11 protein-coding genes are annotated in these 14,834 nt (G+C 74.1%); 7 read left to right on the top strand and 4 right to left on the bottom strand.

The features are described 5' to 3' along the window. The first annotated feature begins 134 nt into the window (after positions 1–134). The 3 genes from glnA (ACNAVT_RS14265) (at position 135) to ACNAVT_RS14275 (ending at position 2,705) form a co-directional block, all read left to right on the top strand. The gene (gene glnA / locus ACNAVT_RS14265) at positions 135–1,484 is read left to right on the top strand and encodes a type I glutamate--ammonia ligase (protein ID WP_416296463.1); all 1,350 of its coding nucleotides are present in this window, start codon (positions 135–137) and stop codon (positions 1,482–1,484) included. Between the two features lie 58 nt (positions 1,485–1,542). Continuing rightward, the gene (locus ACNAVT_RS14270) at positions 1,543–2,235 is read left to right on the top strand and encodes a helix-turn-helix transcriptional regulator (RefSeq protein WP_416296380.1); all 693 of its coding nucleotides are present in this window, start codon (positions 1,543–1,545) and stop codon (positions 2,233–2,235) included. Positions 2,236–2,330: 95 nt separating this feature from the next. Next, on the top strand, positions 2,331–2,705 hold the full coding sequence (locus ACNAVT_RS14275) for a VOC family protein (RefSeq protein WP_416296382.1): 375 nt from the start codon (positions 2,331–2,333) through the stop codon (positions 2,703–2,705). Positions 2,706–2,891: 186 nt separating this feature from the next. Here the strand turns inward: ACNAVT_RS14275 and ACNAVT_RS14280 are convergent, their stop codons facing one another. Both ACNAVT_RS14280 and ACNAVT_RS14285 read right to left on the bottom strand, forming a co-directional pair. Next, positions 2,892–3,365: a hypothetical protein gene (locus tag ACNAVT_RS14280; RefSeq protein ID WP_416296384.1), complete on the bottom strand. Its 474-nt coding sequence runs from the start codon at positions 3,363–3,365 to the stop codon at positions 2,892–2,894. A gap of 191 nt (positions 3,366–3,556) precedes the next feature. Continuing rightward, positions 3,557–4,486: a S66 peptidase family protein gene (locus ACNAVT_RS14285; protein ID WP_416296386.1), complete on the bottom strand. Its 930-nt coding sequence runs from the start codon at positions 4,484–4,486 to the stop codon at positions 3,557–3,559. A gap of 64 nt (positions 4,487–4,550) precedes the next feature. Here ACNAVT_RS14285 and ACNAVT_RS14290 point away from each other — a divergent pair, with 64 nt between their 5' ends. Together ACNAVT_RS14290 and ACNAVT_RS14295 are read left to right on the top strand one after the other, a co-directional pair. Next, a complete protein-coding gene (locus ACNAVT_RS14290) occupies positions 4,551–5,318 on the top strand; it encodes a type 1 glutamine amidotransferase (protein WP_416296388.1) in 768 nt (255 codons plus the stop codon). Between the two features lies 1 nt (position 5,319). Beyond that, the gene (locus ACNAVT_RS14295; protein WP_416296390.1) at positions 5,320–8,343 is read left to right on the top strand and encodes a bifunctional [glutamine synthetase] adenylyltransferase/[glutamine synthetase]-adenylyl-L-tyrosine phosphorylase; all 3,024 of its coding nucleotides are present in this window, start codon (positions 5,320–5,322) and stop codon (positions 8,341–8,343) included. Between the two features lie 388 nt (positions 8,344–8,731). On the opposite strand, the gene ACNAVT_RS14300 is transcribed toward ACNAVT_RS14295, so the two are convergent. Then, entirely contained in the window at positions 8,732–10,318 is a 1,587-nt protein-coding gene (locus tag ACNAVT_RS14300) for a hypothetical protein (protein ID WP_416296392.1), read from the bottom strand. Between the two features lie 45 nt (positions 10,319–10,363). Between ACNAVT_RS14300 and mptB (ACNAVT_RS14305) the strand changes: the two genes are divergently transcribed. Together mptB (ACNAVT_RS14305) and mptB (ACNAVT_RS14310) are read left to right on the top strand one after the other, a co-directional pair. Next, entirely contained in the window at positions 10,364–11,764 is a 1,401-nt protein-coding gene (mptB, locus tag ACNAVT_RS14305; RefSeq protein WP_416296394.1) for a polyprenol phosphomannose-dependent alpha 1,6 mannosyltransferase MptB, read from the top strand. A gap of 12 nt (positions 11,765–11,776) precedes the next feature. Then, complete coding sequence (gene mptB / locus ACNAVT_RS14310; RefSeq protein ID WP_416296396.1) at positions 11,777–13,264, top strand: polyprenol phosphomannose-dependent alpha 1,6 mannosyltransferase MptB; 1,488 nt, start codon at positions 11,777–11,779, stop codon at positions 13,262–13,264. A 66-nt stretch (positions 13,265–13,330) separates the two neighbouring features. Here mptB (ACNAVT_RS14310) and glnA (ACNAVT_RS14315) read toward each other — a convergent pair whose 3' ends face one another. Beyond that, the gene (gene glnA / locus ACNAVT_RS14315; RefSeq protein WP_416296397.1) at positions 13,331–14,755 is read right to left on the bottom strand and encodes a type I glutamate--ammonia ligase; all 1,425 of its coding nucleotides are present in this window, start codon (positions 14,753–14,755) and stop codon (positions 13,331–13,333) included. Positions 14,756–14,834: the final 79 nt, after the last annotated feature.

Genomic DNA, 14,834 nt, shown 5'->3' on the forward strand with positions numbered 1-14,834 from the left:
CGCCACCGGCGTCATCCCCGCCGTGACACGGGCGGACAGCGCCGGGGTGGTCGCGTAACGTCGGCGTAACGAGACCGGTGGAGACTAAGCGGTCAGGCCGGACCGGCTCCGACCAAGGAAAGGTATCGGTGGAAGTGGACCGTCAGCAGGAGTTCGTCCTCCGTACGCTGGAAGAGCGGGACATCCGGTTCGTCCGGCTGTGGTTCACCGACGTGCTCGGCACGCTGAAGAGCGTGTCGGTGGCGCCCGCCGAGCTGGAGGCGGCCTTCGACGAGGGCATCGGCTTCGACGGTTCGGCGATCGAGGGCTTCGCCCGGGTCTTCGAGTCCGACATGGTGGCCATGCCCGACCCCACCACCTTCCAGGTCTTCCCCTTCGAGGGCGGGGTCAGCGGCGAGAGCGCCCGGATGTTCTGCGACATCCTGCTCCCCGACGGCAGCCCGTCCTGGGCCGATCCGCGGCACGTGCTGCGCCGGGCGCTCTCCCGGGCGGCCGAGAAGGGGTTCACCTTCTACACCCATCCCGAGATCGAGTTCTTCCTGCTGGAGAACGGCCCGCAGGACGGCTCGGTGCCGATCCCGGTTGACAGCGGCGGCTACTTCGAACACACCACCCACGCGGTGGCCCGGGACTTCCGCCGCCAGGCGGTGCTGGCGCTGGAGCGGATCGGCATCTCGGTGGAGTACAGCCACCACGAGGTCGCCCCCGGCCAGCAGGAGATCGACCTGCGCTACGCCGACGCGCTGACCACCGCCGACAACATCATGACCTTCCGGCACGTGGTCAAGGAGGTGGCGCTCTCCACCGGCGTGCAGGCCAGCTTCATGCCGAAGCCCTTCACCGACCAGCCGGGCAACGGCATGCACACTCACCTGTCGCTGTTCGAGGGGGAGCGCAACGCGTTCCACGACGCCGGCGATCCGATGAAGCTGTCCAAGGTGGCCAAGTCGTTCATCGCCGGGCTGCTCACCCACGCCCGGGAGTACACCGCGGTCACCAACCAGTGGGTGAACTCCTACAAGCGGCTCTTCCCGCTGGCGCTGCCCGACCGGATCACCGAGAGCCCGGCGTACGTCTGCTGGGGTCACCTGAACCGGTCCGCGCTGGTCCGGGTGCCCGCGTACGGCAAGCCGAACTCGGCCCGGGTGGAGGTCCGGTCGCTGGACTCGGCGACCAACCCCTACCTGGCCTTCGCGGTCATGCTCGGCGCCGGGCTGAAGGGCATCGAGGAGGGGTACGAGCTGCCTCCGGGCGCCGAGGACGACGTCTGGTCGCTGAGCAGCGCGGAGCGCCGGGCCATGGGATACGAGGCGCTGCCGGAGAACCTCGCCGAGGCGATCGACGTGATGGCCGGCTCGGAACTGGTCGCCGAGATCCTCGGCGAGCACGTGTTCGACTTCTTCCTGCGCAACAAGCGGGCGGAGTGGGAGCAGTACCGCCGCGAGGTCACCCCGTACGAGCGGCAGCGCTACCTCTCGCTGTAGGGCCGGCGGGCCGTCCGGGCAGGACGCGGACGTCGTACCCCGGGCCTAGCCTGACGCCGTGAACCGGACCGACCGTCTCTACGCGTTGGTGGAGGAGCTGCGGGCGGTGTCGCCGCGCCCGCGCAGCGCCAGCTGGCTGGCCCGCCGCTTCGAGGTCAGCGCCCGGACCATCGAGCGGGACATCGCCGCGCTGCAGGGTGCCGGGGTGCCGATCTGGGCCGAGCCGGGTCGCACCGGCGGTTATGTGGTCGACCGGGCGCGCACCCTGCCGCCGGTCAACCTGAGCCCCGGCGAGGCGGTGGCGATGGCCGTCGCGCTGCACCGGTTGGCCGGCACGCCGTTCGCCCCGGCAGCGGGAGCGGCGCTGCGCAAGCTGGTCGCGGTGATGCCGGCCGCCGACGCCGCCGAGGCGCACCGCCTCGCCGGCCGGGTGCACCTGATCGGCGAGGGGCCGGCCGCGCCCGTGCCGGCCGCGGTGGCCGACGCGGTCGCTGCCGGGCGGGTGCTGCGGATCCGGTACGCCGACCGGGCGGGCGCCGACTCGGTCCGCGACGTCGAGCCGTTGGGCTACCTCGGCAATCCCACGCACTGGTACCTGCTGGCCTGGTGCCGGCTCCGCGACGGGCTGCGCTGCTTCCGTACCGACCGGATCCTCTCCGTGCATCCGCTGGCGCAACCGGTGACCCGAGAGCTGCAACCCGGCGACCTCGACATCCCCGCGGAGCGGGTGCGCCCGCTCACCCTGGTGTGAGGCCGGAAAACACCGACAGGACGCTGTCGTGAAGGCCCCCGAAGCTGACTCCTGACGACGCCGGCCGACCGGCCGGCGTGACGACAGGAGGAAGCATGTCCAGCACACCCGTCACCTGGTTCGAGATCGGCTCCGACCGACCGGAGGAGGTCGAGCGGTTCTACGCCGACCTGTTCGGCTGGACTTTCGAGGAGCGGGGTGCGCCGGGGGCGTCGTACCGGCAGACGACGGCCGGTGGGGAGCAGGGGATCGGCGGCGCGATCCGGGCCACGAACGGGGGCTCCCCGAACTACGCGATCTTCTACGCGGAGGTGACGGACGTGGCGGAGACCTGCCGCCGGGCGGAGGCGGCCGGCGGAAAGGTGCTGGTGCCGTTGCGTACCGCGCCGAGTGGGCTGACCTTCGCGCACGTGCTCGACCCGTCGGGGAACCACCTCGGCGTCTTCACCCCGCCACCCGCCGGGGCGTGATTCCGACCCCTTCAGCGAGATCGGCACGGACGGGCCGTACCTGCGCTGAACGGACGGCGTCCGCCCCGGCAACGCCGCCGGGGCGGACGTGCGCCCGTGCGTCATGTCACGGGGTGGCTCCGCCGTGGGAGAAGGTTCCGGCCGGGAGGGTGGTTCGGCCGGTGAGGAGACCCGGAGCCACCCGGGTCACTTGTCGGTCTGGCCGTCCCAGCCGCGGTGGCCGTGGCCGCCCGGGCCCGGGAAGACGCCGGCCTCGACGGCCTTCAGCACCGCGTCGGCCTGGTCCTGGGTCAGCTTGCCGTCCTTGACGGCCTGGTCCAGCCGCTCCTTCAGCTGCGCCTGCCGGTCCTTCAGCTGCTCCTGGCGATCCTTGGTCGACGGCCGCTCCGGCCGGTCGCCCTTGTGCTGCTCCTTGAGCTTTTCCAGCGCGGCGGTGACCTTGTCGGTCGGGACGCCCAGCTCCTTGGCGAGGGCGTCGGCGAACTCGGCCTGCCGGTCGGCCCGCTTCTGCTGGCGGTCGGTGCCCTGGTCGGCGCTGGCGCTCGGGGCGGGGCTCTTGTCGTCGGCGAGCGCCACCGTGGGGGCAGCGATCCCCACGCCGAGCACCCCGGCGGCGGCCAGGCCGACCAGCACGTTCTTCCTCGACATCTTGCGGATCATGCGGTTCTCCAGTTCGGTGGTGGTGCGTTGACGTGACCGACAGTGACCGGCCGAGCTGGAGGCAACCCGTGGCGAACCTGTCAGGGCGCTGAAAATCCGACTGCGAAATGCATACAAAACGGTTGCGGAGGTGCGTCGAGTGCCGAAAGACGGTCAATTTCCCCAGCGCGAGCCGGGACGGGCGGGGCGGGTCAGCGGACGGCGGGGGAGACCGTGAGGATGCCGGCGTCCGCGTCGAGGACGGCGGGGGTGCCGACGGGGACGGTGAGCTGGCCGACACCGTGGCCGATCGGTAGGCCGCCGAGGACCGGCACGCCGAGGTCGCCCAGGCGCTCTGTCAACACGTCGGTGACCGTGGTGTCCCAGCCGTCGGCGCACTCGGTGAACTGCCCCACCGCCACCCCGGCGATCCCGTCCAGCGCCCCGCAGCGGCGCAGGTGGGTGAGCATCCGGTCGATCTTGTAAGGCGGCTCCTGCACCTCCTCGACGAGAAGCACCGCCCCGGTCAGGTCCGGCATGTCCGCGGTGCCGATCGAGGCCGTGATCAGGCAGAGGTTGCCGCCGAGCAGTCGGCCCTGCGCCCGGCCGGGCACCCGCACGGCGTACGTGTCCTCCTCCTCGACGGCGGCGACCGTGACCGGTTCGCTGGTCATCAGCGCGGCGTGCAGCGACGCCGCCGAGCGGGGCGGGGTGCGATCGTCCAGCCACGCCGCCCCCGGGCCGTGCACGCCGGCCAGCCGGGCGCCCCGCCAGAGCGCGAACTGCAGCGCGGTGATGTCGGAGAAGCCGGCCACCACCTTCGGGTCCCGGCGGACGACGTCCATGTCGACCAGGTCCACCACCCGCTGCGCGCCGTAGCCGCCCCGGGTGCAGATCACCCCGCGCACCTCCGGGTCGGCGAAGGCGGTGTTCAGGTCGGCGGCCCGCAGGTCGTCGCCGCCGGCCAGGTAGCCCCGGCGGGCGTACGCGTTCGGCGCCAGCACCGGGCGCAGCCCCCAGCCGGTCAGCAGCTCGATGCCGCGGGCGACCCGCTCCGGCCGGGTCGGGCCGGACGGCGACACCAGCATCACCGTGTCGCCAGGACGCAGGACCGGGGGGTGCAGGCAGTCGTCGGTGGGCACAGCGGGAGCCTAATGGGCCGAGCCCTTCCGGCCTGCCCGCCACCTACCGGATAGCCTCGACGTCGTGGCGACCGCGCTGGTGATCGAGAACGACCCGACCGACGACCTCCGCCGACTGGGGGAGTGGCTCACCGAGGGGGGCGTCGACCTGCGGGTGCTGCGCCCGCACGCCGGCGACGAGCTCCCCGCCGACCTCGACGGCTACGCCGCCCTGGTGGTGCTCGGCGGCGAGCAGCAGGCGTATCCGCTGCCCGACGGCAGCCCCGGTGCGCCCTGGTTCCCCGCTCTGGAGGGATTGCTGCGCAAGGCGGTCCGGCAGCGGATCCCCACCCTCGGGGTCTGCCTCGGGGCGCAACTGCTGGCCACCGCGCATGCCGGGCAGGTCGAGCGGAGCCCGTCCGGGCCGGAGGTCGGGCCCGCCGTGGTCGGCAAGCGGGACGCCGCCGACGCCGACCCGCTCTTCCGGTACGTGCCGCTGATGCCCGACGTGTTCCAGTGGCACTCCGACGAGATCACCGAGCTGCCACACGGGGCCACCCTGCTCGCCGCCTCCACCCGCTATCCGCACCAGGCGTTCCGCCTCGGTGACCGGGCCTGGGGGCTGCAGTTCCACATCGAGTGCGACACCGAGATGATCGCCGACTGGGCCCGCGACTCGACCCTCCTCGCCGAGCGCGGCTACGACCCGGAGCTCGTGGTCGCCGCCTGCGACCGGGTGATGGCCGACGTCGAGGAGGTGTGGCAGCCGTTCGCGATCCGGTTCGCCGCCCTCGCCCTCGGCGAGCTGGACGACGACGCCCCGCGCCGCAGTCTGCCGTTGCTCGGGCACTGACATGGCCCGCCCGACCAGGGGACGCCTCGCCCGGTACGGCTTCGCCGAGGGCGAAGGGCGGGCGCGGGCCGCCGTCCTGCTCGGCCCGGACGGGCTCGGGCTGTGGCGCACCGTGGAGCAGGAACCCGTCGACGAGCGGGCCGGGGGGCTGCTGTCCGCCCTGTCCCGGGCCGCCGACCCGGACCTGGCGCTACGCCAGCTGCACCGCCTCGTCGAGGCGGAACGCCGCACCGCGGACAAGTCGGCGGTGCTGGAGGCCCTCTCCGCCGACCCGGGGCTGTGCCGCCGGCTGGTCGCGGTGCTCGGCGCCTCCTCGGCGCTCGGCGATCACCTGGTGGCCAACCCGAACCAGTGGACGGTGCTGGCCACCGAGCCGGACGGGCTCGCGCCTCCCGCCGACGGCCGGCTCGACCTGGCCACCGCGGCCCGGTTGACCGCCGTCGCCGGCCCGATTCCCGTGCTGCGACAGGCGTACCGGCTGGCGCTGCTGCGCATCGCGGCGGCGGACCTGACCGGGGGGCGCGGGCTGGAGCAGACCATGGCGGCGCTGTCCGGGCTCGCCGACGCCACCCTCGCCGCCGCGTACGCGATCGCCGTCGACGAGCTGCCGGAGGGGACGCGTCGACCCCGGCTGGCCGTGGTGGCGATGGGCAAGTGCGGCGGAGAGGAGCTGAACTACGTCTCCGACGTGGACGTCATCTTCGTCGGCGCCGAGGACGACGACCTGGCCGCCGCGACCCTGGTCGCCACCCGGCTGATCCACATCTGCGGGCTGGTCGCCTGGCCGGTCGACGCCGCGTTGCGGCCGGAGGGCAACCGGGGGCCGCTGGTGCGTACCCTCGCCAGCCATCTGGCCTACTACCGGCGCTGGGCCCGGACCTGGGAGTTCCAGGCGCTGCTCAAGGCCCGGCCGGCGGCCGGCGACCTGGGTCTCGCGCGGGAGTGGATCGAGGCGCTCGCGCCACTGGTGTGGACCGCCGCGGAACGGCCGGAGGCGGTCGAAGACGTCCGCGCGATGCGCCGGAAGATCATCGACAACATCCCACCGAAGGAGCTGGAACGCGAGATCAAGCGCGGCCCGGGCGGGCTGCGCGACATCGAGTTCGCGGTCCAGCTCCTCCAGCTCGTGCACGGCCGGGGGGACGAGTCGCTGCGGGCGCCGGGGACCATCCCGGCGCTGCGGGCCCTGGTTGCCGGCGGCTACGTCGGGCGGGCCGACGGGGAGGCGCTGCTGCTCGGCTACCGCTTCCTGCGCGGCGTCGAGCACCGGCTCCAGCTCCAGGGCCTGCGCCGCACCCACACCGTGCCGACCGAGCCGGCCGCGCTGCGCTGGCTGGCCGCCGCGCTCGGCTACGCGGCCACCCCGGGCCGTAGCGCCGTCGAGGAGTTCCGCGCCGAGTGGGTCACCCACGCCACCGAGGTACGGCGGCTGCACGCGAAGTTGCTATACCGGCCGCTGCTGGAGTCGGTGGCCCGGGTGCCCGCCGAGGGGCTGCGGCTCACCCCGGAGGCGGCCCGGCACCGGCTGGAGATCCTCGGCTTCGCCGACCCGGCCGGGGCGCTGCGTCACCTCCAGGCGCTCACCGGCGGGGTGAGCCGGACCGCCGCGATCCAGCGCACCCTGCTGCCGGTGCTGCTCAGCGAGTTCGCCGACGCGCCAGAACCGGATCGGGGGCTGCTCAACTACCGGCAGGTCTCCGACAAGCTCGGCAGCACCCCCTGGTATCTGCGACTGCTCCGGGACTCCGGCCCGGTGGCCCGCCGGCTGGCCCGGGTGCTCTCCTCCTCCCGGTACGCCGCCGACCTGCTGGCCCGCGAGCCGGAGGCGCTGCGGTTGCTGGCCGAGGACACCGAGCTGACGCCGCGTACCCGCGCGGTGCTCTGCGAGGGCTTCGCCGCCGCGGCGGCCCGGCACGCCGATCCGGTCGAGGCCATCCGGGCGGTCCGCGCCCTGCGCCGCCGGGAGCTGGTCCGGATCGCCTGCGCCGACGTGCTGAGCCGGGCCGGGGCGCTCGCCCCCACTCCGAGCCGCCCCGATTCGGACGGGCGGGCCGTGCTCGGCCTCGCCGACGTCACCGCCGTCGGCACCGCCCTCTCCGACGTCGCCGACGCCAGCCTGGCCGCCGCGCTGCGGGCCGCCCGGGCCGCCCAGCCGGCGCCGGCCGGGCTGCGCTTCGCGGTGATCGGCATGGGCCGGCTCGGCGGATACGAATCCAACTACCTCTCCGACGCCGACGTGCTCTTCGTCTACGATCCGCCGTCCGGCGTGGACGAGGGCAAGGCCAGCGCGGCTGCCCACGCGATCGCCGAGGAGCTGCGCCGGCTGCTCTCCGCGCCGGCTCCCGACCCGCCGCTCGGGGTGGACGCCGACCTGCGCCCGGAGGGCCGGCAGGGTCCGCTGGTCCGCAGCCTCGCCGCGTACGCCCAGTACTACGCCCGCTGGTCCAAGGTGTGGGAGGCGCAGGCGCTGCTGCGGGCCCGGTTCGTGTGCGGAGACGCCGACCTGGGCGCCGAGTTCGAGACGATGGTCGACCCGGTCCGGTACCCGGCCGACGGGCTGACCCGCGAGCAGGTGGTGGAGATCCGCCGGATCAAGGCCCGGGTGGAGACGGAACGACTGCCCCGGGGCGCCGACCCTGCCACCCACACCAAGCTGGGCCGGGGTGGCCTCGCCGACGTCGAGTGGGCGGTGCAGCTGCTCCAGCTCCGGCACGCCGGCCGGGTGCCCGAGCTGCGCGGCACGCGTACCCTCGACGCCCTCGACGCCGCCCGCGACGCCGGCCTGGTCGAGGCCGACGACGCCGTGGAGATGGCCGCCGGCTGGACTCTCGCGGCGCAGGTCCGCAACGCGCTGATGCTGGTCCGGGGCCGGGCGGGGGACCAGTTGCCCCGGCACGGGGTGGAGCTGGCCGGCGCGGTGCGCCTGCTCGGCCGGGACGACCCCGGTGAGTTCCTGGACGAATATCTGCGCACCGGCCGGCGTTCCCGCGCCGCCATGCAGCGGGTGCTGGACGCCCCGGCCTGAGGGCTCCGGCCCCCTGAGGGCACGGCACCCTGGACCTGCCGGCACCGGCCAGCGAACGGGAGGCCTCCGTCGGCGGTCCCGGGCCGCGGCCGCGACACGGCGGTCGGTCCCGCCCGGACGCGGGGCCGACCTACCCCCTTCTGCGCGTCGGGCCTGTCCGGACGCGGGGCCGACCTACCGCCTTCCGTGCCTACAAACTTGATGACGTGGATGGATCACCCGGGGCCGCCGTCAGGGCTGCGATCGAAGTGAGTCGTTCACGTCATCAAGTTCGTAGCGGCTGGGGAGCCATCTGTCGGCACGCGGGCTGGCGTGCGTCACGGGGCGAAACCAGCAGCCCGGTAGCTGGGCAGCCAGCCTGCACGGGCCGGCCAGTTCCTCCCCTGCGTCAGCTGCCGAGCGTGTACGTGCCGGCGCGCGGCACGGTCACCGCCGTCCACGCCCCGTCGGTGGTGAGCGTCGCGCCGCCGGTGACACCCAGCCAGCGGTCGTGGCGCACCCGGATCGGCACCGTGGCAGGGCCGGGGACGCGGAAGGTCACCGAGGCGGCGTCCTGCCGGACCAGCTCGCCGGGCGCGCCCACCAGCGGAGTCGGGTCGGCCACCGCGTACAGCCGCCAGTGCGCGTCGGACCAGACCTCGGTGAGGTACGGCAGGCCGGCCGCGACCAGCTCGGCCTCGGGACGTCCCACCCAGGACAGCTCGGCGTCGGGGACGGCGACGTACTGCACCGCGTTGTCGGCCAGCCAGGCGTGGTAACTCGCCGCGGTGAGCGGGACGCCGGTGCCGGCCGCGCCCGGGACGGTGGTGAAGAAGAGCGGGTGGCGACCGATGTCGGCCTGGCGCAGCCAGCCCCGGGCCAGCGGCACCTCGCCGAGGTGGGCGGCCTCCCAGTAGTTGCGGGTCGGTGGCACCTCCACCCGCCCGGCCAGCCCGCGCCGGACCAGCTCCGCCCGCAGCGGCGCGAAGTAGGCCGGATCGGCGGTGGGGTCGCCCGCGCTGCGCACGTCGGCGGCGACCACCGGCGGCTGCCACCAGCACGCCGCCACGAGCAGGGCGGCCAGGCCCAGCGGGCCGGCCGTTCGCCGCCCCGACGGCGCCGGCAGGCGGTCCGCCAGCCACCGGGGGAGGTGCGCGGTGGCGGCCAGCACGGGGAGGGCGAACATCACCACCAGGCGGGTGGCGTTCAGTCCGACCGGGGTGTGCAGCAGCGCCGCGGCCAGCACGCCGGCCCCCGACAGCAGCCCGCCCACCCGCACCGGCCGGTACGCCACGAGCGCGGCCACCACCAGGCTGGTCACCACCGCGTGCAGGGTGTCGGCCCGGCTGATGTTCATCCAGCCGCCCTCGCCCAAGAGCAGCCCGGTGACGGCCAGCGGCGCGGCGGCGGGCGCGGCGAGCAGCAGGCCGTCGGCGTACCGGCGGGTGAGCAGCAGCGCGACGCCGGCCAGGCCGACGAAGAGCCCGGCCACCGGGCTGGCCGCCGAGGCGAGCAGGGCCGCGAGGCCGGTCAGCGCCCCGCGGTGCCAGCCGGCGCGCCGGTCCGGCCCGGCCGACAGGGTGAGCGCGAGCAGCGCGGCCAGGCCGAAGGCGACCCCGAGGGCGTACGTCACCCGGCCGGAGACCAGGTTGCCGGCGATGGTGAGCACCCCGACCAGGCCGCCGAGCAGGGGCCGGGGCACGCGGGTGCGGACCAGCAGCGCCGCGAACGCGGTCGCCGACCCGAGCAGCGCGAGCGCGCCGGTGGCGCGTACCCCGAGCAGGGCCATCAGCGGCGGCGAGACCAGACTGTAGCCCCACGGATGGACGCCGCCGTACCAGCGCAGGTCGACCGGCGCGGGCCCGTGGGCGGCGAAGAAGCCGGCGCGGGCCACCTGGGCCGACAGGTCCGAGCCGGTCGCGGGCAGGGTGAGATACAGCACGCCGAGGACGAGCGCGAACGCGGCGGACACCGCCACCGCCCGACCACCCCGCATGCCCACCTCCTGATCGCGACCCACCGTACTGGCAGCATGTCCGGCGTGCCTCACCACCTCTCGCGCTGGATCGGCCTGGCGGGCTCGGTGCTGCTCGCCGTGGCCGCCTTCCTCGGCGGCGCGCTGCCGCACGGAAACCTGCGCCCCACCCCGGTCAGCATCTGGCAGGGCCCGAACGGGCCGTTGATCATCGGTACCTGGCTGGCCGGCACCGCGTTGCTGGGCTGGGCCTGGTGGTCGCTGCGCCACCGGGTGCCGTCGACCCGTTGGGTGCTGGTCACGGTCACGCTCTGGCTGCTGCCGATGCTGGTCACGCCGCCCCTCGGCAGCCGCGACGCGTACGCGTACGCCTGCCAGGGCGCCAGCTACAACGCCGGGATCAACCCGTACGAGCAGGGCGTCTCCGCCCTGCCCTGCCCGTGGCTGGACACCATCTCGTACATCTGGCGGGACACCCCGGCCCCGTACGGTCCACTGTTCGTGATGATCTCCGGCGCGATCGTGGCGGCCACCGGGTCGCTGTTCGGCAGCGTCGCGCTGTTCCGGGCGCTCGCGGTCGCCGGCGTGGCGCTGACCGCGTGGTCCCTGCCGGTGCTGGCCCGCCGCTGCGGGGTGCCGCCGCAGCGCGCGCTCTGGCTGGCGCTGGCCTGCCCCCTGGTGCCAGTGCACCTGATATCCGGCGCGCACAACGACGCGATCATGGTGGGCCTGCTCACCGCCGGGCTGGCGGTGGTCGCCGCCCGGCCGGGCCGCGCGCTGCCGCTGCTCGGCGGCGGGCTGCTGCTCGGGCTGGCCGCTGCGATCAAGATCACCGCGCTGGTCGTGGTGCCGTTCGCCGCGTTGGCCGCGATCGTCGGGCCGTACCGGATTCGCGCGCTGGTCCGAGACGGCGGATGGGTGGTCGGCGGGGCGCTGGCCGCGGTGGTCGGGGCGACCCTGGCCGCGGGCCTGGGCCTCGGTTTCATCAGCGGCTTGGAGCAGGGCGGCCTGGTGGTCGCCTGGACCTCGCCGCCGACCGCCGTCGGGCAGACCGTCGGCTACCTCGCGGCGCTCTTCGGCGCGCACATCGACGCGCTGCCGGTCACCCGCGGCATCGCCGTGGTGGTGCTCGGCGTGCTGCTGGTCGGGCTCTGGTGGCGGGCCCGGACCCGGCACCCGATCCTGCACGCCGGCTTCGCGCTGGCCGCGACCGTCGCGCTGTCCCCGCTCTTCCACCCCTGGTACTGGATCTGGCCGTTGGCCGTGCTCGCCGCCACGGCCCGCCGGACCACCTGGTTTTCCGTCGTCGCCCTCGTGTCGTCGTTCCTGGTGCTGGCCGACGGCACCGGTTTACCCCGGTACACCAAGATGCCGGGTGCCCCCCTGATGACGCTGTTGGTGATCGTGGTGGTGGTCAGATTGGTACGGTCGGCTCGGGCGGCCCGCCAGCCGGTCCCCGCCGACTGAGGAGAGGTGCCGGTGAGCGAGCCCGTCGGGCCGGTGCGGCCCGTCGCCGCCGCGCTCGCGCGGTACGCCGGGCTCGCCGGGGCGGTGCTGCTGACCGTCGCCGGCTGGCTGGGCGGGGCACTGCCCCACGTCCCCGCCGCCGACAGCCTCCTCGACATCTGGCGGGCCCCGCACGGGCCGGCGGTGCTCGGCTGCTGGCTGGCCGGCACGGCCCTGCTGGTGGGCGCGTGGTGGTCGCTGCGCTGGGGTGCCCCGTCGGCCCGGTGGGCCTACCTGACCGCCGGGCTCTGGCTGCTGCCGCTGCTGGCCGCACCGCCACTGGGTAGCCGGGACGTCTACTCGTACGCCTGCCAGGGCTGGTCCTGGACGCACGGCACCGATCCGTACCGGGTCGGCGTGGCCGCGGCCGGCTGCCCCTGGACCGACGCGGTGCCGCCGATCTGGCGGGACACCCCGGCGCCGTACGGGCCGTTCTTCGTCCTGCTGGCGGGCCTGGCGGTGCTGCTCGGCGGCGGCCTGGTCGGGGCGATCGTGCTGCTGCGGCTGATCGCGGTCGCCGGGGTGCTGCTGGCCGCTCTCTGCCTGCCCGGGCTGGCCCACGCGGTCGGGGTGCCGACCCGGCGGGCGGCCTGGCTCGCGCTGGCCTGCCCGCTCGTCGGGGTGCACCTGGTGGCCGGCGCGCACAACGACGCGGTCGGGCTCGGGCTGCTCCTGTTCGGCCTGCTGGTGCTGGTGCGCCGGCCCGGCAAGCCACGGGCGTTGCTGGTGGCCGGGGTGCTGCTGGGGCTGGCGGTGGCGGTGAAGGCCGTCGCCGTGGTGGTGCTCCCGTTCGCCGCGCTCGCCGCGGTGGGGGGCCGCTACACGGTGCGTGCGTTGCTGCGCGACGCCGGTTGGCTGGCCGGGGGAGTGCTGGCCGCGTTGCTGGTCACCTCGCTTGCCACCGGGCTGGGCCTTGGCTGGGTGGGCGGCCTGGCGCACAGCGGTGACTCGCAGCAGTGGACCTCGCCGCCGACCGCGGTGGGGTTCGTGGTCGACTACGCCGGCACCTTGTTCGGCCCGGAGCCGCACGCCGTGCCGGTGGTCCGGTTGGTCGCGCTGGCGCTGCTCGCGGTGCTGCTCGCGGCGCTCTGGTGGTGGGCCTGGACGGCGCTGCGCCGGCTGGGCGACGTCCGGCAGCGGGTGGCCCGGCTGGCCGTCGACCGACCCCGGGTGGCCCTGACCGGTGCCGGGCTCGCGCTGGCCGCCACGGTGCTGCTCGCCCCGGTCTTCCACCCCTGGTACGCGACCTGGCCGCTGGCACTGCTCGCGGTGGCGACGGTGTCGGTGGCCCGGACCGTCTGGTTCGTGGCACCCTGTGCCGTGGCGTCCTGCCTCGTCCTGCCGGACGGCACCAACCTGGCCCGGTTCACCAAGGCGCCGGGGGCGATCCTGATGACCGCGCTGGTCGTGACGGTGGCGGTCTGGGGAGTCCGGGCGGCCCTGACCCGACGCGCTCGCTGACGCCGTACGCGGACGGCCGGGCCGGCCCCGCGGTCGCGGAGCCGGCCCGGCCGGTGGAGAGGTCGATCAGCAGTCGAAGTACATGGCGAACTCGTGCGGGGTCGGGCGCAGGCGCACCGGGTCGACCTCGTTGGTCCGCTTCCAATCCACCCAGGTGGTGATCAGGTCCGGCGTGAACACGCCGCCGTCGAGCAGGTAGTCGTGGTCGGCCTCGAGCGCGTCGAGCACCTCGGGCAGCGAGCCCGGGACCTGCTTGACGTCGCCCCACTCCTCCGGCGGCAGGTCGTACAGGTCCTTGTCGATCGGCGCCGGCGGCTCGATCTTGTTCTTGATGCCGTCCAGGCCGGCCATCAGCATCGCCGAGAAGGCGAGGTAGGGGTTGCTGGAGGGATCCGGCACCCGGAACTCGACCCGCTTGGCCTTCGCGTTGCTGCCGGTGACCGGGATACGGGTGCAGGCGGAGCGGTTGCGCTGCGAGTAGACCAGGTTGACCGGCGCCTCGAAGCCCGGCACCAGGCGGCGGTAGGAGTTGACCGTCGGGTTGGTGAAGGCCAGCAGCGACGGCGCGTGGTGCAGCAGGCCGCCGATGTACCAGCGGGCGGTGTCCGACAGGCCGGCGTACCCGGTCTCGTCGTAGAACAGCGGCTCACCGTTGAGCCAGAGGCTCTGGTGGGTGTGCATGCCGGAGCCGTTGTCGCCGAAGAGCGGCTTCGGCATGAAGGTGGCGGTCTTGCCGTTGGCCCAGGTCTCGTTCTTCACGATGTACTTGAAGAGCTGGAGCTGGTCACCGGCGTGCAGCAGGGTGGAGAACCGGTAGTTGATCTCCGACTGGCCGGCGGTGCCGACCTCGTGGTGCGAGCGCTCCACCGAGTAGCCGGCGTCGACCAGCCGCCGGACGATGCTGTCCCGCAGGTCGGCGTAGTGGTCGACCGGCGGAACCGGGAAGTAACCACCCTTGTACGCGGTCTTGTAGCCGCGGTTGCCGCCCTCCTCCTCGCGGCCGGTGTTCCAGGCGCCCTCGATCGAGTCGATGTAGTAGAACGACCGGTGCGCGGAGGTCTCGTGGCGGATCGAGTCGAAGATGTAGAACTCCGCCTCGGCGCCGAAGTACGCGGTGTCGGCGATGCCGCTGGAGGCGAGGAAGGCCTCGGCCTTCTTGGCCACGTTCCGCGGGTCGCGGGAGTAGGCCTCCCGGGTGAACGGGTCGTGGATGAAGAAGTTCAGCGCGAGGGTCTTCTGCGCGCGGAACGGGTCGATGAAGGCGGACGCGACGTCCGGGAGCAGGAGCATGTCCGACTCGTGGATCGCCTGGAAGCCGCGGATCGACGAACCGTCGAACGCGAGGCCGTCGGTGAAGACGCTGTCGTCGAAGGACTCGACCGGCAGGTTGAAGTGCTGCATCACGCCGGGCAGGTCACAGAAACGTACGTCGACGAACTTCACGTCCTCGTTCTTGAGGTATCGCAGGAGTTCCTCGGGATTGGCGAACACGTGTCCTCCTGGCAGGCTCACTCCGGTGGCTGGCTCCTGGCGACGGTATGGCGGTGGGGTTGCCCGGCCGTGTCTCCCC

The organism is Micromonospora sp. SL4-19 (assembly GCF_047921475.1).
GTDB lineage: Bacteria > Actinomycetota > Actinomycetes > Mycobacteriales > Micromonosporaceae > Micromonospora.

Excerpts from the sequence above, each read along its gene's own strand:
- ACNAVT_RS14275 (WP_416296382.1), top strand. The coding sequence starts at position 2,331 with ATGTCCAGCACACCCGTCACCTGGTTCGAGATCGGCTCCGACCGACCG.
- ACNAVT_RS14280 (WP_416296384.1), bottom strand. The coding sequence starts at position 3,365 with ATGATCCGCAAGATGTCGAGGAAGAACGTGCTGGTCGGCCTGGCCGCC.
- ACNAVT_RS14295 (WP_416296390.1), top strand. The coding sequence starts at position 5,320 with ATGGCCCGCCCGACCAGGGGACGCCTCGCCCGGTACGGCTTCGCCGAG.
- ACNAVT_RS14300 (WP_416296392.1), bottom strand. The coding sequence starts at position 10,318 with ATGCGGGGTGGTCGGGCGGTGGCGGTGTCCGCCGCGTTCGCGCTCGTC.